21 protein-coding genes are annotated in these 21565 nt (G+C 32.1%); 16 read left to right on the top strand and 5 right to left on the bottom strand.

The genetic code is table 11. The features are described from left to right. Positions 1-9: 9 nt before the first annotated feature. From LQ675_RS09470 to LQ675_RS09445, 6 genes are all read left to right on the top strand, one after another. Positions 10-693, top strand: coding sequence for a response regulator transcription factor (locus LQ675_RS09470; RefSeq protein ID WP_048541267.1), 684 nt, complete (start codon positions 10-12; stop codon positions 691-693). A gap of 1 nt (position 694) precedes the next feature. Then, positions 695-1756: a sensor histidine kinase gene (locus tag LQ675_RS09465; RefSeq protein WP_075578180.1), complete on the top strand. Its 1062-nt coding sequence runs from the start codon at positions 695-697 to the stop codon at positions 1754-1756. A gap of 49 nt (positions 1757-1805) precedes the next feature. After that, positions 1806-2567, top strand: a complete 762-nt coding sequence (locus LQ675_RS09460) for an ABC transporter ATP-binding protein (RefSeq protein WP_239727530.1) — start codon at positions 1806-1808, stop codon at positions 2565-2567. Further along, positions 2557-4491 (top strand): FtsX-like permease family protein, encoded by a 1935-nt coding sequence (locus tag LQ675_RS09455; protein WP_107601955.1) that lies wholly within the window; start codon positions 2557-2559, stop codon positions 4489-4491. Before LQ675_RS09460 ends, LQ675_RS09455 begins: the two co-directional genes overlap by 11 nt. Before the next feature lie 209 nt (positions 4492-4700). Beyond that, a complete protein-coding gene (locus LQ675_RS09450; RefSeq protein ID WP_037590003.1) occupies positions 4701-5318 on the top strand; it encodes a DUF47 domain-containing protein in 618 nt (205 codons plus the stop codon). A 13-nt stretch (positions 5319-5331) separates the two neighbouring features. Then, positions 5332-6330: an inorganic phosphate transporter gene (locus LQ675_RS09445; protein WP_048541261.1), complete on the top strand. Its 999-nt coding sequence runs from the start codon at positions 5332-5334 to the stop codon at positions 6328-6330. Positions 6331-6710: 380 nt separating this feature from the next. Here LQ675_RS09445 and LQ675_RS09440 read toward each other — a convergent pair whose 3' ends face one another. Then, on the bottom strand, positions 6711-7523 hold the full coding sequence (locus LQ675_RS09440; protein ID WP_048541260.1) for a LysM peptidoglycan-binding domain-containing protein: 813 nt from the start codon (positions 7521-7523) through the stop codon (positions 6711-6713). Between the two features lie 316 nt (positions 7524-7839). Here LQ675_RS09440 and LQ675_RS09435 point away from each other — a divergent pair, with 316 nt between their 5' ends. The 3 genes from LQ675_RS09435 (at position 7840) to LQ675_RS09425 (ending at position 9815) form a co-directional block, all read left to right on the top strand. Further along, on the top strand, positions 7840-8487 hold the full coding sequence (locus tag LQ675_RS09435; protein ID WP_048541258.1) for a Bax inhibitor-1/YccA family protein: 648 nt from the start codon (positions 7840-7842) through the stop codon (positions 8485-8487). Positions 8488-8609: 122 nt separating this feature from the next. After that, positions 8610-9323 (top strand): YebC/PmpR family DNA-binding transcriptional regulator, encoded by a 714-nt coding sequence (locus tag LQ675_RS09430; RefSeq protein WP_048541255.1) that lies wholly within the window; start codon positions 8610-8612, stop codon positions 9321-9323. 12 nt (positions 9324-9335) lie between these two features. Further along, positions 9336-9815 carry a cupin domain-containing protein gene (locus tag LQ675_RS09425; protein ID WP_048541254.1) on the top strand — a complete coding sequence of 160 codons (480 nt, stop codon included), beginning with the start codon at positions 9336-9338 and terminating at the stop codon, positions 9813-9815. 57 nt (positions 9816-9872) lie between these two features. Here LQ675_RS09425 and LQ675_RS09420 read toward each other — a convergent pair whose 3' ends face one another. Continuing rightward, positions 9873-10982, bottom strand: coding sequence for a 5-methyltetrahydropteroyltriglutamate--homocysteine S-methyltransferase (locus LQ675_RS09420; protein WP_048541252.1), 1110 nt, complete (start codon positions 10980-10982; stop codon positions 9873-9875). A gap of 127 nt (positions 10983-11109) precedes the next feature. Here LQ675_RS09420 and LQ675_RS09415 point away from each other — a divergent pair, with 127 nt between their 5' ends. After that, entirely contained in the window at positions 11110-12624 is a 1515-nt protein-coding gene (locus LQ675_RS09415; RefSeq protein WP_239727527.1) for a phospholipase D-like domain-containing protein, read from the top strand. A gap of 198 nt (positions 12625-12822) precedes the next feature. Here LQ675_RS09415 and LQ675_RS09410 read toward each other — a convergent pair whose 3' ends face one another. After that, positions 12823-13374 carry a TetR/AcrR family transcriptional regulator gene (locus tag LQ675_RS09410; protein WP_048541250.1) on the bottom strand — a complete coding sequence of 184 codons (552 nt, stop codon included), beginning with the start codon at positions 13372-13374 and terminating at the stop codon, positions 12823-12825. A gap of 209 nt (positions 13375-13583) precedes the next feature. Here LQ675_RS09410 and LQ675_RS09405 point away from each other — a divergent pair, with 209 nt between their 5' ends. The 3 genes from LQ675_RS09405 (at position 13584) to LQ675_RS09395 (ending at position 16879) form a co-directional block, all read left to right on the top strand. Next, positions 13584-14231 carry an HlyD family secretion protein gene (locus LQ675_RS09405; RefSeq protein WP_025907364.1) on the top strand — a complete coding sequence of 216 codons (648 nt, stop codon included), beginning with the start codon at positions 13584-13586 and terminating at the stop codon, positions 14229-14231. A gap of 12 nt (positions 14232-14243) precedes the next feature. After that, on the top strand, positions 14244-16136 hold the full coding sequence (locus LQ675_RS09400; RefSeq protein ID WP_107610461.1) for a DHA2 family efflux MFS transporter permease subunit: 1893 nt from the start codon (positions 14244-14246) through the stop codon (positions 16134-16136). Positions 16137-16339: 203 nt separating this feature from the next. Beyond that, positions 16340-16879, top strand: a complete 540-nt coding sequence (locus LQ675_RS09395) for a ribonuclease FAU-1 family protein (protein ID WP_048541247.1) — start codon at positions 16340-16342, stop codon at positions 16877-16879. Between the two features lie 76 nt (positions 16880-16955). Here the strand turns inward: LQ675_RS09395 and LQ675_RS09390 are convergent, their stop codons facing one another. Next, complete coding sequence (locus LQ675_RS09390; protein WP_048541246.1) at positions 16956-17777, bottom strand: undecaprenyl-diphosphate phosphatase; 822 nt, start codon at positions 17775-17777, stop codon at positions 16956-16958. Between the two features lie 162 nt (positions 17778-17939). On the opposite strand from LQ675_RS09390, the gene LQ675_RS09385 reads away from it, so the two are divergent. Continuing rightward, positions 17940-18815 (top strand): LysR family transcriptional regulator, encoded by an 876-nt coding sequence (locus LQ675_RS09385; protein WP_048541244.1) that lies wholly within the window; start codon positions 17940-17942, stop codon positions 18813-18815. Between the two features lie 54 nt (positions 18816-18869). On the opposite strand, the gene LQ675_RS09380 is transcribed toward LQ675_RS09385, so the two are convergent. Next, the gene (locus tag LQ675_RS09380) at positions 18870-19517 is read right to left on the bottom strand and encodes an MOSC domain-containing protein (protein ID WP_048541243.1); all 648 of its coding nucleotides are present in this window, start codon (positions 19515-19517) and stop codon (positions 18870-18872) included. Positions 19518-19651: 134 nt separating this feature from the next. Here LQ675_RS09380 and LQ675_RS09375 point away from each other — a divergent pair, with 134 nt between their 5' ends. Together LQ675_RS09375 and LQ675_RS09370 are read left to right on the top strand one after the other, a co-directional pair. After that, positions 19652-20863: a sugar efflux transporter gene (locus LQ675_RS09375; protein WP_048541241.1), complete on the top strand. Its 1212-nt coding sequence runs from the start codon at positions 19652-19654 to the stop codon at positions 20861-20863. Between the two features lie 11 nt (positions 20864-20874). After that, entirely contained in the window at positions 20875-21357 is a 483-nt protein-coding gene (locus tag LQ675_RS09370; protein WP_048541239.1) for a DUF456 domain-containing protein, read from the top strand. Positions 21358-21565: the final 208 nt, after the last annotated feature.

Below are 21565 nucleotides of genomic sequence, written 5' to 3'. Positions count from 1 at the left end.
AGGGATAGTATGGAATTACTAATAATTGAAGATGATGAAACTTTATTTAATGCTATGAAGCAACAACTAGAAAAATGGGATTGGTCAGTACATGGCATAAATGATTTTGGTGCCGTGTTTGAAGAATATAAAATATTGCAACCAGACATGGTCATTATAGATATACAGTTACCTCAATATGATGGGTTCTATTGGTGTCGTGCGATAAGAAAACAGTCTAACATACCGATTGTATTCTTATCTTCAAGGGATCACCCGATGGACCAAGTCATGAGTATGGAACTGGGTGCTGATGACTTTATACAGAAACCATTTCACACGGAAGTGTTAGTTGCTAAACTACAAGCAATTTATAGAAGAGTTTATCAATATAATAAAGATGAGCCTAGAATCAAATTATGGCATAAAGCGCGAGTGGATTACGGTAAACATATTATTGAAAAGAATAACATTGAAATTTCGTTAACTAAAAATGAAATGTTTATTTTAGAAATTCTGTTGAATCATAAAAATGAAATCGTGAGTAGAGATAAGATTATCACTGCTTTATGGGATGATGAACAATTTGTGAGTGACAATACATTAACCGTTAATGTTAATCGATTAAGAAAGAAACTTACTGAAATTGGATTCAATGATTTAATTGAAACTAAAGTAGGTAAAGGCTATATAGCGCACGAGCCGGAGGGATAAAATGATCAAGTCGTTTCTGAAAGAAAGATGGATTTGGATATTACTGTTTATAATTATGCAAGCTACCATACTGTTGACGAGTTGGTTAGATGTAGCCTTTTCTTTTAAAAGCGCTTTATACTTAATTGGTATAAATTTGATTATTTTTATCGTGTTTATATGGTTGATTTACACGCGAGAAACAAGATTTTATAGCGCATTAAAAAATGATATGCCGATTAAAGAAATTGAACATAAAGAATTGAATCAATCAACATATGAAAAGATTGTTTTTGATTATATTCAACTTTATGATGAGCGTACGAGACGTACTATTCACAATCAAAATAAAGAAATACAAGCGACTAAAAATGATTTATTAGATTGGATACATGAAGTCAAAACGCCCATCACGGCAATGAAATTATTATTAGATCAAATCGAAGAACAAGCTCTAAAAAAGAATTTATTATATGAGTGGAGCAGAATCGACTACTTACTGGATCAGCAACTTTATATTAGACGTTTAAGCTCTAAAAGTAATGATTTTTATTTTGGTCATTATGATTTAAAAGAGATGGTTATTAAAGAAATTCAACATGCACGTAATATCAGCATGGCAAAAGGCATAGGGTATGACATTCAAATTGAAGATGAAAAAGTATATACAGATGAAAAATGGTGTCGTACTGTCATTAGACAGCTGATAAGTAATGCTCTGAAATATACTGAGAATAAAGATATTATCATTTCAACTTATGAGCAGCATGGTCAAACATACTTGAATATTCAAGATTTTGGGCGAGGTATTAAAGCGAGAGATTTACCACGTATTTTTGAAAGGGGCTTTACTTCGACGACTAATAGACGTGAGTCAACAGCCACAGGAATGGGTCTTTATTTAGTTAAAGAGATTACTGAAGGATTAAGTATTAAAGTCAATGTTAAATCTACTCATGGAGAAGGTACGACTGTATTGCTTATTTTTCCTCAACCAAATGATTTAACAACAATAGAACAGGCAAGTGACAATAATGTCACATCAAACTTAAAAATGTACGATGAATCAAAGGAAGAATCGTAAAAAAGGCTATATTATGGAATCATAAACAAATTTCAAAGGAGTTTTGAATATGAGTATATTAAAAACTGAACAACTCGTTAAAGTTTATGGTTCTAAAAAAAATCAACAAGAAGTGTTGAAGCAAATAGATATGACTGTTGAAAAAGGTGAATTCATTAGTATTATGGGCCCATCTGGTTCAGGAAAAACGACACTTTTAAATGTATTAAGTTCCATTGATTATGCGACAACAGGGCAAATTGAAATAAATGGTCATCAACTACAAAACATGAATAATAGACAAATGTCTAATTTCAGAAAAAAAGAGCTCGGATTTATATTCCAAGAATATAATTTGCTTAATACGCTTACCGTGCAAGAAAATATTATGTTACCATTAACGATTCAAAAAGTTTCTAAAAAAGAAACTCAAATTAGATTTGAAGAAATTAGTAAAGCTTTAGGTATTTTAGATATACAAAATAAATATCCTAGTGAAATCTCTGGTGGTCAAAAGCAGAGAACTTCAGCAGCAAGGGCATTTATAGCACAGCCATCAATTATATTTGCTGATGAGCCTACAGGTGCATTAGATTCTAAATCTGCATCAGATTTACTGAACAAATTAAATCAAATGAATCAGACAACACAATCAACAATTGTAATGGTTACACATGATTCATCAGCAGCAAGTTATTCAAATAGAGTCATATTTTTAAAAGATGGTAAAATCTACTCTGAACTTTATAAAGGAGACGATGATAGAGAGACATTTTACAAAGAAATCATCAAAACACAAAGTGTGTTAGGTGGTGTTGTAAATGAGCTTTAATCAAATTGTTATTAAGAATTTAAGACGCAACATTCGACATTATAGTATGTATGTCTTTTCAATAACAATGAGTGTCATGCTCTTTTTCGGATTTGTTACGTTAAGATACTCTGAAGATTTAAATAGTGTTCAATCTGGTATAAGAGTTGGCGCTGCTATTAAAGTAGGTGTAACAATACTGACAATTATCATCGTTATATTTCTACTTTATGCCAACAAACTCTTTATAAAGAGAAGATCTAGAGAAATTGGGTTGTACCAATTAATTGGTATGACTAAGCGTGAAGTCTTTAAAATATTTGCTTTAGAAAACTTTGTATTATTCACATTAACAGCTGTGATTGGATCTATTTTAGGATTTTTCTCATCTAAAATATTATTGATGATTTTATATAAAATCATCGGCATCCAACAAGAAGCGCATTTGAATTTTAGCATAGAAGCATTCATTCAAACTATTGTACTTATGATCGCGATTTATATCATTATCGCTTTTCAAAATGCAATATTTATTAAGAGAAAAACAATTTTAGCACTTATGCATGAATATAATGCTACAGATACTAAAATTAAAAAAATTAAACTATATGAATTAATTTTTGGTGCAATTGGTATCGTAATGATTATAAGTGGTTACTATTTATCAAGTGTCATGTTCGATAATCTCAGTAGTGCTGGGATGACAACATTATATATAAGGATGCTTACAATTTTATTCTTAACAATAGTGGGTGCATACTTGCTCTTCAGATGTTCAATTTCACTGATATTTAATACTATTCGTAAATATAAAAAAGGTATGTTGAGCGTAACAGATGTTGTTTCAACTTCATCTATTATGCACAAAATGAAAACAAATGCTTTATCACTTACAATTATCGCAATTGTGTCAGCTATGTCAGTTGGTCTACTAGCGTTAAGTTACGTACAATATTACAATGCCGAAGAAACAGCTCGAAGTTCGGCACCAGACGATTATATTTTTGTAAATAAAGATGCTAATCAACAATTTAAAAAAGCCTTAGATGCTGAACATATCCAATATAAAGAGCGTAATTATGGCGTCACGCGTTATATCATTGATGATAGAAAAGTGCTGAAGAATGCTGATGAAACAACTGGTAAAGCTCCTGATTCACCTTCAACAGTTGCTAAAGCATCTGAATTTAAAGATTTAAAATTGAAAGATGATGAAGTAGCAATCGTAGGATACAGTGATATTCTTGATAAAGTCATTACTGTTAATGATGAAGGAAAAATGTCTTACAAAATGGACAATCAAACACATCATCTTAAAATGAAATCTATTAGCAAAGAATCGTATTTGGCTACAATAATAACTTATAATGCACCTGTTTATGTTGTATCAGATCACACATTTGATCAAATGAAAAAGCATGAACCTAAAAATGATGATTTGAATCAGCAATATGGTGTGAACTTAACAAATGATAAAGATGTTAAGAAAGCAGAAAAAATCTTTAGTAAGGTGAAAAGTGAAACGGATTCTTCAATGTCTTATTACGAGATTTACAATGATTCTAAAAGTGGCCTCGGTGTTATGCTATTCATTCTTGGTTTCTTAGGTATTGCATTCTTACTTTCTACAGGATGTATCATTTACATTAAACAAATTGACGAAACAGAAGATGAAACATCAAACTATATTATCTTAAGAAAGTTAGGTTATACATCTAAAGATATGTCTAAAGGTATCGCACTAAAAATTGGCTTTAACTTTGCGTTACCATTAATCATTGGATTATGTCATGGATATTTCGCGGCTAAATCAGCTTGGTTCTTTATGGGACAATCGTTCTATACACCAGTGCTTATTGTGATGTCACTTTATTCATTAATTTATATTCTGTTTGCCTTCTTAGCATATATCCACTCTAAACGCGTGATTCAAAGAGTACTTTAAAAATTAAATATTTAAAATAAAGGCTAGTGCTTGTCATTAGCCTTTTTTTGTGTTATAAAATACCAATGTGAACTTTGTGTTTACGTAAAGTTTACAGACAAGTTAAATTTTCAAAAATAAATTAATAAACTGTGGTCGAATTCATTTTGAAAGAGTACAATGAAAGAGTAATTACATAAATTATGATGTAAATTTTGGGAGGATTACTAATGTTTAATAAGAAAAAGGATAAGTTTGGTATTCAGTTAGAAGCTATAGCTGAGAATTTAAGTCGCGCATCAGTTGAATTTGGAGAAATGGATTTTGATTCAGATTTCGACTTAAAAGCTTATTCAGATAAAATTAAAGCCTATGAGTCTAATGGTGATGATCTTATGCACCAAATGATTACTGATTTAAATCAAACTTTCATTACACCTATTGAAAGAGAAGATATTTTAGAATTATGTGATGCATTAGATGATGTATTAGATGAAATGGAAGAAACTTCAGCAATGTTTGAAATGTACTCTATCAGTTATTCAGATGAATACATGGCAGAATTCGTGAAAAATATACAAGCAGCAATTAAAGAAATTGAAATAGCCGTGACTTTAGTAGCTGAGAAGAAATTCTCACACATTCGTGTACATTCTATCAATATTAAAGAATATGAAACGAATTGTGATGGTATTTTAAGACAATCTATTAAATATATTTTCAATAGTGAAACAGATCCAGTAACATTAATAAAAATTAAAGATATTTATGAATCTCTTGAAGATGTAGCAGATAAATGTCAATTAGTAGCAAACAAATTAGAACAAATTATTATGAAAAATAGCTAAGGAGTTTTAAAAAATGGATAGTTTACTCATTATTACCGTAGCTATTGTTGTGTGTGCGTTACTTTTTGACTTTATTAATGGTTTCCATGATACAGCCAATGCAATCGCTACAGCAGTATCTACAAAAGCACTTAAACCACGACATGCAATTATTTTAGCAGCGGTTATGAACTTTGTTGGGGCATTAATGGCAACTGGTGTAGCACAAACAATTGCTAAAGATATTGTCGATCCGTTTAAATTAGAAAATGGTTCAATCGTTATTTTAGCAGCATTGATTTCTGCTATAGCATGGAACCTTATTACTTGGTATTTCGGGATTCCAAGTTCATCTTCACATGCATTAATAGGGTCAATTGCAGGTGCAGCTATTGCTTCTGCAGGATTTGGAATATTACATTACCAAGGATTTTCAAAAATTATATTAGCTTTAATTGCATCACCAATTTTAGCGTTTATAGTTGGTTTTATTGTATATTCTATTTTCAAAGTCGTATTTAAAAATAATAATTTAACAAGAACTAATAGAAATTTTAGATTTATCCAAATTGGTACAGCAGCTTTACAAGCATTCTCACACGGTACAAATGATGCTCAGAAAGCAATGGGTATCATTACAATGGCACTTATTTCAGCTAATATGCAATCTACAACAGATATTGAATTATGGGTTAAAATAAGTTGTGCTACTGCAATGGGTCTTGGAACTGCAGTAGGTGGGTGGAAAATTATCAAAACAGTTGGTGGAAACATTATGAAAATCCGTCCAGCTAACGGTGTAGCAGCTGATTTATCATCAGCATTCGTTATTTTTGGTGCTACATTCATTCACTTACCTGTATCAACTACACACGTCGTATCTTCATCTATTTTAGGTGTAGGTTCGTCACAACGTGTTAAAGGTGTTAAATGGACAACAGCACAAAGAATGATTATTACTTGGATTATAACTTTACCAGTATCAATTATCCTTTCTTTCATTATTTATCATATTTGTGCTTTATTCGTATAATAAATCATCAAAACATCCAACTCGTTAAGTTTGGATGTTTTTTTGTATGGAAAAACTGAGAAGGATAGGCGTAATTAATTGATAGGTGAATTTTTTGTGGGGAGTTGTTCTGAGTTAGGGACAGAATTCCGAGAAATGTCCGTAAGAGGCATTGTTAGGGACAGAATTCCGAGAAATGTCCGTAAGAGGCGTTGTTAGAGACAGAATTCTGAGAAATGTCTCTAAATGAGTGCTCATCTAACTACCACAATTCCGAATAATGGAAGTTAGCGGATTCTAATTACCACAATTCAGAATAATGATAGTTAGCGAACTCTAACAACCACAATCTAGTTTTCTGCATAGAAAAAACCAGTTCATCTTCTGAACTGGTTTTTTTATTAATGAATATATGAATAGTTATATACTTGTGATGCTGGGATTGTTCTGTAATCTTTAACTCCTGGAGGCGTATTATAGTTCATTTCTGAAATTAATAGACTTCCGTCTGCGTTAATAGATTCTACATATGATACGTGACCATATTGTCCTGCTGTAGATTGCATAATTGAACCTACTTCAGGTGTGCCGTCTACTCGGAAACCGTCAGCTTGTGCTGCGCCTGCCCAATATTTAGCATCTCCCCAGTATGTGCTGATTGAACTACCAGCTTGTGTTCTGCGATCAAATACATAATATGTACATTGACCCCAGTCATATAAGTTTTGGTCATTGAATGATTGATTGCCACCTGTTTGAGTAGGTTGTGTGTTATTTGAAGGAGCAGTTGAAGTGTCACTACCGCTTCCACCAGCAATTTTTAAAGTTTGACCAGGATAGATAATATAACCTTGTAAATTATTTGATTTCATTAATTGGTCAACTGTAACACCGTTTTGTTGTGCGATTACTGCTAATGAGTCACCGCTTTTAACTGTGTAAGTAGAGCCTGAAGATGCTGACGTTTCTTGTGAACCGCTTCCTCCTGTTGAACTACTACCGTTTACAGTAATGACTTGTCCTGGGAAAATCATATTTCCTGAAATATTGTTACTTGATTTCAGTTGATTTACAGATACACCGTATTGGTCTGCAATCATCCATAAAGATTCACCATTTTTTACAGTATGTTGAGTTGAAGCTTCGGCGTCGTTATGAGCTGCTATAGCTGCAACACCAGAAACAGCTGTTACTGCGAATGCAAATTTTTTCAAAGGCTTATCCTCCTTAGGTATATATAATATATAAAAACAGAATACTAAAATGAACTTTCTTCTATACACGTAATGGTAACAAAAATAATATTGTATGTACGAGATGTAATCACTTTGTAATAAAAACACAATAATTATTTTTTGCTTTTTTACATTGATTGAAGTTCGCTAAAACCGTTGTGAACGCTTCTATATGGAATATGGTAATTTATGTATGTATGATGAATGTTACAATTTATCGAAGACATGACGTTTGATATATAGAGAAATAGCATGTAAAATGTTGGTATTACGTTATAAAAAGGAATGATTAAAGATGAATTATGATAACCAATATGCATCTTATCAACAAACAGATACTCATGGTTCCGCCATTAGAAAAACATGGCTATACTTCTTATATTATTGGATAATCTTTGGAGTTGGCACATATGTAGGTCAATTCGTACCACCTGCATTACACTTACCAATTACAATTGGGTTATTTGTACTCATTATGATTTCGTTATTTGTAAAATCGTCTAGAAAATTTGGCGGCCTAATTTCAAATATATATGCATTCTTTATCGGTGTAATTTCATATACGGCCTTTATGTATTATTTAGGCGCATTAGGTACACAAGCCTTTTATGGCAATATTGCATTAGCAATTGGCGCGTTTGCTGCTTTTGGTATACTCGGTTACTTTATGATTGATGACGCGTCAGGTTTAGGAAAATATTTATTTGTAACATTAATCGCATTAATCTTCGCAAGTTTATTAGGTATATTCATCCATAATCCTATTTTCCATACAGTATTATCTGTAATAGGTATTGGACTGTTTCTACTTTATACTGTGTATGATTTTAACCGTATGAAATTAGGGAACTTCTCTCCAAGAGAGATGGGCTTTAATTTGTTTATTAATTTACTCAACATCATCATGCACATTTTAAGACTCGCAAGTATTTTAAAAGATTAAACATAACAAGTCTGAGGCAATTATCGTGTCTCAGACATTTTTTGATTTGTAAACTTTGCCAGATGTAATCATTATTGTATAATAGGTATGTTAAATAACTCACTTGAAAGAGAGATGGAAATATGGGACGTAAATGGAATAATATTAAGGATAAAAAAGCCCAAAAAGACAAAAATACAAGTAGAATCTATGCTAAATTTGGTAGAGAAATATATGTAGCTGCTAAATCAGGTGAACCTGATCCAGAATCAAACCAAAATCTTAAATTTGTATTAGAAAAAGCTAAAACTTATTCTGTTCCTAAACATATTATAGATAGAGCAATTGAAAAAGCTAAAGGCGGATCAGAAGAAAACTTTGATGAGTTAAGATATGAAGGTTTCGGTCCAAGTGGTTCAATGCTAATTGTTGATGCATTAACAAATAACGTAAACCGTACAGCAAGTGATGTACGTGCAGCGTTCGGTAAAAATGGTGGTAATATGGGTGTATCAGGCTCAGTTGCATACATGTTCAATCATACTGCTGTATTCGCATTTAAAGGGAAATCTGCTGATGAAGTTTTCGAACTATTATTAGAAGAAGATTTAGATGTGAGAGATGTTATCGAAGAAGAAGATTTAACAATTGTATACGCAGAACCAGATCAATTTGCACAAGTTCAAAATGTGCTTAAAGCAAATGGCGTAGAAGATTTTGATGTTGCTGAACTTTCAATGTTAGCTCAATCAGAAGTAACATTATCAGAAGAAGATTTACAAACGTTTGAAAAATTAGTCGATGCAATTGAGGATTTAGAAGACGTACAACAAGTATTCCACAATGTTGACTTGTAATGGAGTGTTTAGATGAATAAAGAGAAATGGATAAACGTGCTCAATTTAATACCACATCCTGAAGGTGGTTTCTATCATGAAACGATTAAATCAGAACATGCTTTAAATGATGGCAATGCGTTATATACAAGTATTTATTTTCTATTAGAAAAAAATAATATTTCGCATTTTCATAGAATAGAATCTGATGAGGTATGGTATTATCATGCAGGACAAACATTGACTGTGCATATGATTTATCCGGATGGTCATTATGAAAAAGTGAAAGTCGGCCCAAATATTGAAGAGGGAGATGTATTACAAGCGCTCGTACCAAAAGGCGTTATATTTGCTTCAACTGTTGAAGGTGACAATGACTATGCACTTGTAGGTTGTATGTGCGCACCAGGATTCCAGTTTGAAAAATTCGAACTGTTTACACAGGCTCAATTGATTGAACAGTATCCACAGCATCAAGAAGTAATTGAAAAATACGCTTTCGAAACAATTTAAAGCTTAATATAAAAAATTCCCAATCCGAATGTGTCGGATTGGGATTTCTTTGTGGAATTATAGTTCTCCGTATACTTCTTTAGCAGTTTCGATAACATAAGATAATTTACGCCATTGATCATCTTCAGATAAGATGTTTCCTTCTTCTGTCGAAGCGAAACCACATTGAGGGCTTAAGCATAATTGATCTTTCGAAACGTATTTTGTTGCTTCGTTTAAACGATCAAGAATATTTTGTTTGTCTTCAAGTTCACCAGTTTTTGATGTGAATAAACCTAATACAATATATGCATCGTTTCTATCAAAGTGTCTTAATGGTTCAAAGTCTCCTGAACGATTGTCATCATATTCTAAGAAGAAGCCTTGTAGCTTTTCAGTGAATAGTTCTTTCGCAATTGGTTCATAACCACCTGTAATTGCCCATGATGATTGATAGTTACCACGGCAAATATGAGTTGTAATCAATAAATCTTCTGGTAAATCAGCTAATGCATCATTGACAACTTTTGCTGCTAGTTTGATAGCTTCTGCTTTTTCTTCTTCAGAACGCTCTCTATTTTTAATTAATTGTTTTGTTGCTGCTAATCCAGCCCAATATACATCATCAATTTGTAAATAGCGACAACCTAATTCATAGAATTTAAGGATTGATTGGCGATACGCTTCTGAAACATCTTTCGCGTAATCATAAATATCTGGGTAGATGTCATGGTTTAATATGTTTGGATGGAATAACTGATTTGGACTTGGTATAGATACTTTACTAACAGCTCTTCCGTTTACTTGCTTATGTAAATAATCAAAATGAGCGAAGTGAGGATGATCTGGGTTGTATTGGACTTTTCCTACAACTCTTACGTCATGTTTTTTAGTTTCTACGCCGTTAAATGTTAAACCAATTTCTGGTTCATAATCTTCTACGCCTGTTAAATTTTCTAAGAAATCAAAATGCCAATATGAACGTCTGAATTCACCGTCTGTAATACTTTTTAATCCGACTTCTAATTGTTTTTCAATAATTTTATTAATTTCTTGATCTTCTACTTTCGTAAAATCTTCTTGTGTAATCGTACCTTCTGAAAATTGTTGACGAGCTTTCTTTAAAGGCTCAGTTCTTAGTAAACTACCTACATGGTCGGCACGGAAAGGTCTTAATTGTTCTGTCAATTTACTTCACTCCTGTATATATACTCTAAAAATTCTGAAAAATTCAATATTAATTAAAAATACCAAAGTAATACATCGATGTCAATTTAGTTTTGATATAATAAATAAAAAGGAGGGGATTAAACACATGGCTAATAAAAAGAAAAATATCAAAAAGAAAAGTCAGTCTGTAAAAAGAAAAAAGAAAAATGATAAGTCAAAGCGTAAAAATAAAAAGAAATATATTTATGGATTCCTTTTATTGATTATTGGAATTGTGATAGCTATGAGTATTTATCATGTGTTTAAACCTTTACCACATGGCGTTTCAAAATTGAGCTCAGAAACGATGACAGACCATGTGGAACTATTAACAGATGTCACTTATAAAAACGGGAATAAGATGCAATACAATCAAGAAATATTTGATAAAGTAAATGAGACGATTAAAGAAGCGGATGATTTTATTATTATGGATATGTTCTTATTTAATCATTATCAAACGGGAGATAAGACTTATCCAAAAATATCTAAACGTCTTACGCAATCTTTAATTGATAAGAAAAAAGAAAACCCAGATATGAGAATTATTGTGATCACAGATCCGATTAATTCATTCTACGGTTCATACACGCCTGATAATATTAAGAATTTAAAAGCCAATAATATAGACGTCTATTATACAAATCTTAATGAATTAAGAGATTCTAACCCGATTTATTCAGGTATGTATCGAACATTTTTCCAATGGTTTGGTAATAGTGAAAATGGTAAGTTAAGTAATCCATTAAGCCCTGAAGCACCAGACGTTACGATTAGAGGTTATTTAAATATTTTAAATATGAAAGCAAATCATAGAAAGACTTTAGTTACAGAAAAACATGGTATGATCTTATCTAGTAATCCACATGATCCAAGTGGTTATCATCAAAATGTTGGAGTTAGAGTATCAGGTCCAATTCAAAATGCAATTATTAAATCAGAAATTGCAGTTGCGAATATGAGTGGTGGTCGATACTCACCAAGTGATTTCAAAATTAAAAACAATAGCTGGAATGATAAAGCGAAGTATAGTGTGCAATTAGCAACTGAAGGTAAAATTAAAAATCAAGTCATTCAAAATATTAAAAAAGCACAATCTAAAGACCATATTTCAATAGGTATGTTTTATCTTTCAGACAGAGATGTGATTGATGAGTTGATTAAAGCTTCTAAAAGAAATATAGATATCAAATTGATACTTGATATTAATAAAGAAGCATTTGGTAAAGAAAAGCCAGGCGTACCAAATAAGCCGGTTGCAAGTGAATTAATCAATCGCTCAAAAGGAAGCATTAAAGTACGATGGGCTCGATCAAATGGCGAACAATATCACTCTAAATATATGTTGTTTGAGCAAAATGAAAACAATCGTGCCACAATGATATTAGGGTCATCCAATTTAACAAGAAGAAACATTGGAGATTATAATTTAGAATCAGATATCATCATTAAAGGTAAACAAAATGATGCAGCCTTTAAAAAATTATCCAATAACTTTAAACAATCTTGGAATAATAGTGAACACGATATGACTGCACAATACGATGAATTCAAAGACGAAGCACTTTGGAAAAAAGTATTATATAGAATTCAAGAAAGTACAGGTTTATCAAGCTTTTAACAGTATATAAAAAAGACATTCATCGTTAAGGTGAATGTCTTTTTTGATAAGTAGGAAGAGCAGGGTATAACGCACGAAGACTCGGAGATATCGTGCGCTAGGGCAGAAAATAAGGGTGTACCGCACGAAGGCTGCAAGATATCGTGCGCTAATACACAAAATAAGGGTATAACGCACGAAGACAGAGAGATTGAACCATTATCTATTAATCTTAATAATGTTCCGATACATAATATCTGCCATTTTTTCTGGTTTCTCTACACAGCCGTTTTTTAGCCAACTATAAATGGTAGCGATTTGACCACCGACTGTATAGTCTAGGAAGAAATTGACGTCTTGAAGTGTACCTATTTGTGTAATCAATTTTTCAAATCTTAATTTAATAAGTTTGATAAAACTGATGATGAGTTCTTTTTCTGGATGGACAACGAAGACGCTTGTGAAAAATCTCTGATGTCTTGATATGTAGTAAAAGACATTCGTAAAGTACTGTTTAACATACTTTCTTCTTTTATCAGGGGTTTCAAGAATAGATCGCTCTATATTATCCATTAATGTTTCATAGTTCGTCATATGAAACTGTTTAATTTCTTCATACGTTTCATATTTATCTTTAAAATGTGCGTAAAATGTTGAACGATTGATACCACATTCTGCACATAACATTTTTATTGTGATTTCATCAAAATGATAATGTTCTAATAAGTAAACCATATTACTTATGATTAGTTGTCTCGCATGTTTTTTCATAGGTCACCTCGAATAAATACATACCTAATATTTTAACAAAAAGCCGTTCAAAGATACATTCATATACCATTTAAATATGTAGATATTATGAATAATTATCTGATTTTTCCGCCATCTTAACCCGACAAACTTATTTAATTTGTTGGTTTAAATCATCATTCTAGAGCCGTATAATGAATAAATCATTGAAATTTGGAGGAAATAAAGTAATGAAAAAAATAGTGCTTGTAAATGTTATCACTATAGTAATTTTAGTGGCTATCGGTCTAGTAGGATTCCATTATTATAGTGAAGCAACAGATTATGTAAAAACAGAAAATGCAAAAGTTGACGGTGAGCAAATCAAAATTGCTAGCCCAGTATCAGGTAACTTAACAAGCTTCGACGCTAAAGAAGGTAAAACTTATGACAAAGGCGACAAAATCGGAGAAGTAGCTGGTAAAGGTGAAGATGGACAGTCTCAAGAAATGGACATTAAAGCACCATCTAAAAGTACAATCGTAAAAACTTCTGCAACAGAAAACAGTTTAGTTCAAGCTGGATCACCAATTGCATATGCATATAACTTTGATGATTTATATGTAACAGCAAACATTGACGATACAGATGTAGAAGATGTTGAAAAAGGACAAGCTGTTGACGTGTATATCGACGGACAAGAAGCTAGTGTTAAAGGTAAAGTGTCTCAAGTTGGATTAGCAACTGCATCAAGTTTCTCATTGATGCCTTCATCAAATAGTAATGGAAACTATACAAAGGTGACACAAGTTGTTCCAGTGAAAATCACATTTGATTCTAAGCCATCAACAAATGTTGTTCCAGGAATGAATGTTGAAGTTCGAATCCACAAGAATTAAGGAGGGTGTATTATGACATCAACCTTTACGGTGGCTTATATAATTGTAGCAATCCTATTATGGATTGGAATTAATGCATTTGTTTTAAAACGCAAAAAAAGTAAATCAGTTTCTAAGCAAGTAACTGATGAAACAACAGAGAATAAAGAAACACAATTGAAATCAAAAGATGATGATGTTGATCATCAAATAGTACGTTCAAATATTGAGAAAATGGAAGCTGAACGTAAGTCATCTGACTCAGAGATGAATGAAACGACTTCTAACAATATGTCTTCTGAAGGTCAGGATAAAGATTCAGATGAATCACATGAGCATACTGAATTATCTGATCGTGGTATGGAATTAAACGAAGACGAACCAATTAATGAACAAATTAAAAAACATCATGTCAATTTCGTATATGGCAAAGGTATTTCAAGAAACAAAATTTTAGTTGCGATGATGTTTGGTATGTTTATAGCTATTTTAAACCAAACATTATTAAATGTTGCTTTACCGGTTATTAACAATGAGTTTAGTATTTCAGCGTCTACAGGACAGTGGTTAATGACAGGATTTATGTTAGTGAATGGTATTCTAATACCAATCAGTGCATTTCTAATAAGTAAATATTCATACAGAAGACTATTTCTTATAGCAATGACGCTGTTTACGATTGGATCAATTATATGTGCGCTATCATTTAACTTCCCAATGATGATGACAGGCCGTGTTATCCAAGCAGTTGGTGCAGGTGTGTTAATGCCATTAGGTTCAAATGTATTTATGACAATATTCCCACCAGAAAAACGTGGTGCGGCAATGGGTACTTTAGGTATTGCGTTTATTCTAGCGCCAGCAATTGGACCAACATTATCAGGTTGGATTGTCCAAAATTATCATTGGAACATCATGTTCTATGGTATGTTTGCGATTGGTTTAGTGGCAATATTTATTAGTTTCTTCTGGTTTAGAATCTATCAAAAAACATCTAATCCAAAACCAGACTTTCAAGGTATTATCTTTAGTACTTTAGGATTTGGATTATTGCTTTATGGATTTAGTGAAGCGGGTAACGATGGATGGACTTCTTTAACAGTTTCATTATCATTGATTATCGGTGTAATCTTTACAGCATTATTTGTTATTCGTGAAGTCAGAATGAAAAATCCAATGCTTGATATGTCAGCATTAAAATATTCAGGCTTTACATTGACTACAATCATTAACGTTATCGTAACAATGAGTTTATTCGGTGGTATGATTTTATTACCAATCTACCTACAGAACTTACGTGGTTTCACACCACTAGATTCAGGGTTATTACTATTACCGGGTTCACTTATAATGGGCTTCATGGGTCCTATAGCTGGTAAAATGTTAGATTCATTTGGTATTAAACCACTCGCTTTAATTGGTTTAACAATTATGACATTTGCTACTTGGGAATTGACACAGTTAAATATGGATACACCATATACAACAATACTTGTTATTTATATTGTCCGTTCATTTGGTATGAGTTTCATCATGATGCCAATTATGACAGCAGGAATGAATTCATTACCACAACGATTAATTCCGCATGGTAATGCAATTAGTAATACTGTAAGACAATTAGCAGGGTCAATCGGTACAGCCATTCTTGTTACAGTTATGACTCAAAATACGACAACACATTTGGCAAATATGTCAGATAATATGGATTCAACAAATCCAATGATACAAGAACAAATTAAAGCTTTATCAGAATCTGTTGGCGGAGAAGAAGCAGGTACAACTGCACTATTTACATTCTTCAACAAACTGGCTACAGTTCAAGGTATTAACGATGCATTCTGGATTGCAACTTTATTCAGTGTGATTGCTTTAATTTTAAGTTTATTCTTAAAAGGTAAATCTCATTATTTATCAAAAGAATAGTAACGACTCCTAGATATAAAAATATAAATTCATTTTGTATTTTTAAATTATATATTAATGTTTAATTGTTTAAACACTACAAGAAACAGCACTGTTTCTTGTAGTGTTTTTTTAGAATAGTAATTTAATTTATGAAATTCTATATTGAATGCTTTGAATTAGACATGGTTTTTTATATAATGTAAAAAAGGAGTTGGTAACTTATGAAAGTTAAGTATATTGACAAACGTCATTGGCGACGTCTCCTTAATCGCGAATATAAAGAAGTTGTATTGGACACCAATCATTTTCAAGGGCTTGTAGGATTAGTAACAATGGTACAAGTAAAAGAGCCCTTACAAGTAAATGTGGTCGGCAGGGAAATTACAGTTGCGGATAATGGATATAAGTGGATGCAAATCTTACCTGAAAAGAAGCCGTATAGTATTACTGTAATGTACGATAAACAAAATAAACCAGTACAATACTATTTTGATGTGAATTTGAGGAATATCACACAACTTGGAAATGCTAGAACATTAGATTTATGTCTTGATGTTTTAGTGATACCGAAGTCGGGTGAATATGAACTTGTTGATGAAGATGATTTAGAAAGAATGCTTAAAGAGAAGAAAATATCCAAAGCCCAATTCCATAAGGCATATGTTACAGCTCATGAAATTATGTTTAAATTAGAGACGGATTTCAAAGGAATTGAAAAGAAAATCAGATATTGTTTTCACGAAATTATGAATGCGAAGTGATTTAACCACAATGTTATGGCATATTTCTATATAAAAACGAGGAATCCCTTTAAAGTTGGAATTCCTCGTTTTTTTATTATAAGAAGATTAGCGCTAGTATAATTGCTAATGGACCTACGATGAAACAATATTTACTAAAGATACCTAATTGACCACGTTCCATAATGCCTTGTAACCATTTTAGAGAGAAATAACTTGCTACAAGAGATGCAATAAATGCAAATACATATGAAATCATCAATGATGTATCGGGGGGTGTTTCAACAATATCTTTAATACCAAGTAAAGCTGTACCTAAACTTACCGGGATATATAGTAAGAATGAGAATTTAAATGCTGTTTTTTGGTTCATACCTACACCTAATGCACCAACAATCGTTGCACCACTTCGACTTAGTCCAGGTATTAAGGCAACTGCTTGAAATAAACCTACGATAATAGCATCTTTAAGTGACAAATCTTTTTCAAGCTTTTGTCCACGTTTATTCTTAATAAACCACAATGCGATACCAGTGACGATAAGCATGATACCTACCATAATCACACTTTTAGTATCTCCAATAATATCTTTAAAGATAATACCTAGAACACCTGCAGGAATCGTTGCAATGACTAAGTACATAGCAAGTTGGAAATTTTTCTTAATAGATTCGGTACGGTCACCTTTAATATATTTAAGTGTATCAACAATAAGCGTGATAATATCTTTTCTAAATAAGATAAGCACGGCAATTAATGAAGCAGTATTTACAACAATTTCAAACGTTAGACCGTCCGTATGTAAACCTAAAAATTCTTGTGCCATCACAAGATGTCCACTTGAAGAAACCGGAATCGGTTCAGTTATACCTTGAAGTAACCCAAGAAAAACATATTTAATAATTTCTATAATAAGCATGATATGATCCTTCCTATTTAATGTACATGCTCAACTATAACGAATTATGAATCGACTTTCAATTTATGAAATAAAAAAATTTATATTTCGGTCTAAAGTTGTAGGCGTGGTCGTGTATGCAAATCGTGTTATAATATAATGAAAGTAAGGAGTGTGTGTCAATTGAAAGTAGACGATTATAAGTTACTGGTAACATTAGAAGACGTAAAGACATTAAGGAAGGCAGCAGACATTCTATATATATCTCAGCCGGCAGTAAGTCAAAGGTTAAAAACAATTGAAAACTTTTTCGGTATAGATATTTTTATAAGAACAAAGAAGCAACTTATTACAACAAATGAAGGTTCACTTGTAATTGAGCACGCTCGAAAAATGTTAAAAGAAGAACGTTTATTATTAGATAAAATCAGTTCTAAAATAGGCGAAGTAAATGGTAGCATTTCAATAGGGGTATCTTCATTAATTGGACAGACCATTCTCCCACAAGTATTAGGAGAATACACGCACTTATATCCTAATGTAGATATACAATTACAAATTGGTTCAAGTGAACACATTAAACAATATCAGAATGACTTTCACATCATGGTCGTAAGAGGCAACGAAGTTATGAATGTTCAAAATGATCTCCTACTTAATGAGCAGCATTACTTTATATATCCTAAAAATAGAAAACAAGATCTACACCTTTTACCAATGATCGAGTTTCAAGCAGAACCCATTTACTTAAAACAAATAGAAGAATGGTATACAGATTACTTACAACAAGAATACCATGCACTGATTAAAGTCGATCAAATCGCTACATGTAAAGCATTATTATTAAATGGTGTAGGTGTAACAGTCTTACCTGAACTCGTTATAGGTGATATCGATACAAATAAATTTGAAATCAAGAAATTAAATGTCATGCGTAAACCACTGACAAGATCTACATATATATGTTATGAACATAACGTATTACAATTACCACAAGTGAAATCATTCATAGAAGTCTTAAAGAACTATATTAATCAACTTGAGATAGGAAAAAAATAAAAAGCAGAAAAGAAATCTGTATGGATTTCTTTTCTGCTTTCGTTATATTGATTTCTATGACAGACGCTTTCTTAACTTCGTAAATATTTCACGAGTTTCATCATTAATCGCTTCGTGGTTTAAAATATTGTCAATACGTTGTAGATTTTTACTATCTTTAAATCGTGTTTCATTCAATTCATAAATGGATAGTTTAGGCTCAGTTTGCTCAATTAATCTCATATTGTCATTCTGTGCAACGTAACCTTCTTTTAAAACTCTAAAGTAACAGCCTGTTCTATAACTATCAGCCATGCGTTTAACTAAATCTTTAATGCCATATCGTTGTGCGATTGTAGCGCAAGGTTGTCTTGGACATGAAACTTGAATGATTGCTTCACCAAGTTCGTACGTGTCACCAATGTTTAAATCTTTTTCTGTTAAACCTGAAACGGTTATATTCTCTCCGAAAATTGCATACTTTGGTAACAAATCAATAATGTCATCCCAATATGCGTAGTTATCTTTGCTGTAAAAACAGAGTGCTTTTTCAGGTCCACCGTGTCCTTTGTATTGCTGTTCGTCTTCAACAAAGCCTGTATGTGTTAAGTACATTTTATCTTTAAAAGGTTCTTTGAAAATGGCAGTTTTTTTAGATTTTTGATCGCTAAATGTGATGTTAGCAATTTTTCCGACTGATATATAATCTACTTTGTAATTCACTAGAATGACTCCTTTTTTCAATATTTAATAATGATTTTACCGGTTAATGTGAATTATAGCAATAAAGCATTGACGTAGCAGAGGATAAGCTTTAAAGTACAAGCATATAATAAAATATAGGAAGTTGTGAATTCATGTTTTTGAAATTATTTCAAATAAAAAATTATAAACTCTTTACAGCAAATATGGGTTTACTTGGTATGGCAGTTGCGATTACTGTTCCATTCCTAGTGTTGTATGCGACGCAACATTTAGGCATGACGAAAGGACAATATGGGTTGTTAATGGCGCTTGCAGCAGGAGCTTCATTTACAGTGAACTCTATTGTTGCTAGATTTTCAGATAGTGGCAAAATTAATCGTAAATATCTTATCATTACCGCTCTTATTATGGGTGCATTATGTTTCTCCATTTATTTCTACATACATACAATTTGGGTGTTTATTGCACTTTACGCAATGTTCCAAGGTTTAGCTGCACCAGCAATGCCTCAAATGTATGCCTCAGCACGTGAATCAATTAATGAATCAGCTTATAAAGATAGAAGTATATTTGCTAATACAGTTCTACGTTCTACATTTTCATTAGGATTTTTATTTGGTCCTTTAATTGGTACAGTATTGTTAAGTACCTTTGGATATGATGGATTGTTTGGTGGAACGGTGGCACTATTTTTAACAGTTTTAGTATTATTAATTATATTTTATAAAGAACCGAAAAAAGTTATTAAAAATGCTATCGGTAATTTTACAGAAAAGAAAGCACCAAACTTAATGAAAGAACCGACATTATTAATACCATTCTTAGCATTCATTTTGTTACATGTTGGTCAGTGGATGTATACGCTGAATATGCCATTATATGTAACAGAATATCTTAAAGATAATGAATCACATGTCGGATATTTAGCAAGTTTATGTGCGGGATTAGAAGTGCCGTTTATGATTATACTTGGTATTATTGCAAGTAAGTTCAAAACAAAAACATTATTAATGGTTGGTTCTATTTTTGGATTCGGTTATTACTTTAGCATCGGGGTGTTTGATAGTTTCGTAGCAATGTTAATAGGACAACTAGCGTTAGCATTCTTCTTAGCTATTTTACTAGGCTTAGGTATTAGTTATTTTCAAGATATTTTACCAGAATTTCCTGGATACGCATCGACATTGTTTGCCAATGCAATGGTCATCGGGCAGTTAGGTGGAAATTTATTAGGTGGTATTATGAGCGATATAGTTGGACTAGGCAATGTATTCTTTGTTTCAAGTTTATCAATAGCAGTAGCATTTGTATTACTTATATTCACAGTAGAACATACGACACATAACGAAACTAAAGTAAGTTAGGAGATATAAAAATGACAGCAATAAGTTGGATATTAATTATTTTAATGTTTGTAATTGCATTTATAGGATTAGTGAAACCTATTATTCCATCCGTATTATTTATATGGGTAGGGTATTTCATTTATCACTTTGCAATTGATTCAAGCAAATTGTCTTGGATATTTTGGGTAGTAATGATTGTATTTACAATATTTATGATCTTGTCAGATATTATTATGAATAGTTATTTCGTTAAGAAATTTGGAGGTTCTAAATTAGGAGAAACAATGGCAGCAGTCGGTGTCATCATCGGTTGTTTCGTATTTCCTCCATTTGGAATCATAATCGTTCCATTTGTATTAGTATTTGTAACAGAAATTATTCAAAAAGGTGATATCGCAGCTGCAACAAATGCAAGTGTAGGATCATTACTTGGATTCTTAACAAGCTCAATAGCAAAAGCATTGATTATGGTAGTCATGATCATATGGTTCTTTATTGATATTATTATTTAATATAGTAGGGATGGCCTGGTACAGTTCAATAGCTGTATCAGGCTTTTTTGTGGAATGAGGAATATGGGGGTAAGGGTTTGTTTTTGTGTGTGGAGGTTTGTTGAGTATGGACCTATGGGGGCGAAGGTGTATTGGGTATGGTGCAGAGTGTTGTTGAATATGGATGTGGAAAGATGTGAGTTAAAGGAGAAGTAAACACACGAGAACT

Source organism: Mammaliicoccus sp. D-M19 (assembly GCF_022386695.1).
GTDB classification, from domain to species: domain Bacteria; phylum Bacillota; class Bacilli; order Staphylococcales; family Staphylococcaceae; genus Mammaliicoccus; species Mammaliicoccus sciuri.
Note: the sequence above shows the minus strand (reverse complement) of the source record. Positions and strands in the feature narration are given on the sequence as shown.

What these genes read in the sequence shown, in the direction of transcription:
- LQ675_RS09470 (WP_048541267.1), top strand. Translation starts at nt 10, where the DNA reads ATGGAATTACTAATAATTGAAGATGATGAAACTTTATTTAATGCTATG.
- LQ675_RS09465 (WP_075578180.1), top strand. Translation starts at nt 695, where the DNA reads ATGATCAAGTCGTTTCTGAAAGAAAGATGGATTTGGATATTACTGTTT.
- LQ675_RS09460 (WP_239727530.1), top strand. Translation starts at nt 1,806, where the DNA reads ATGAGTATATTAAAAACTGAACAACTCGTTAAAGTTTATGGTTCTAAA.
- LQ675_RS09455 (WP_107601955.1), top strand. Translation starts at nt 2,557, where the DNA reads ATGAGCTTTAATCAAATTGTTATTAAGAATTTAAGACGCAACATTCGA.
- LQ675_RS09450 (WP_037590003.1), top strand. Translation starts at nt 4,701, where the DNA reads ATGTTTAATAAGAAAAAGGATAAGTTTGGTATTCAGTTAGAAGCTATA.
- LQ675_RS09445 (WP_048541261.1), top strand. Translation starts at nt 5,332, where the DNA reads ATGGATAGTTTACTCATTATTACCGTAGCTATTGTTGTGTGTGCGTTA.
- LQ675_RS09435 (WP_048541258.1), top strand. Translation starts at nt 7,840, where the DNA reads ATGAATTATGATAACCAATATGCATCTTATCAACAAACAGATACTCAT.
- LQ675_RS09430 (WP_048541255.1), top strand. Translation starts at nt 8,610, where the DNA reads ATGGGACGTAAATGGAATAATATTAAGGATAAAAAAGCCCAAAAAGAC.
- LQ675_RS09425 (WP_048541254.1), top strand. Translation starts at nt 9,336, where the DNA reads ATGAATAAAGAGAAATGGATAAACGTGCTCAATTTAATACCACATCCT.
- LQ675_RS09415 (WP_239727527.1), top strand. Translation starts at nt 11,110, where the DNA reads ATGGCTAATAAAAAGAAAAATATCAAAAAGAAAAGTCAGTCTGTAAAA.
- LQ675_RS09410 (WP_048541250.1), bottom strand. Translation starts at nt 13,374, where the DNA reads ATGAAAAAACATGCGAGACAACTAATCATAAGTAATATGGTTTACTTA.
- LQ675_RS09405 (WP_025907364.1), top strand. Translation starts at nt 13,584, where the DNA reads ATGAAAAAAATAGTGCTTGTAAATGTTATCACTATAGTAATTTTAGTG.
- LQ675_RS09400 (WP_107610461.1), top strand. Translation starts at nt 14,244, where the DNA reads ATGACATCAACCTTTACGGTGGCTTATATAATTGTAGCAATCCTATTA.
- LQ675_RS09395 (WP_048541247.1), top strand. Translation starts at nt 16,340, where the DNA reads ATGAAAGTTAAGTATATTGACAAACGTCATTGGCGACGTCTCCTTAAT.
- LQ675_RS09390 (WP_048541246.1), bottom strand. Translation starts at nt 17,777, where the DNA reads ATGCTTATTATAGAAATTATTAAATATGTTTTTCTTGGGTTACTTCAA.
- LQ675_RS09375 (WP_048541241.1), top strand. Translation starts at nt 19,652, where the DNA reads ATGTTTTTGAAATTATTTCAAATAAAAAATTATAAACTCTTTACAGCA.
- LQ675_RS09370 (WP_048541239.1), top strand. Translation starts at nt 20,875, where the DNA reads ATGACAGCAATAAGTTGGATATTAATTATTTTAATGTTTGTAATTGCA.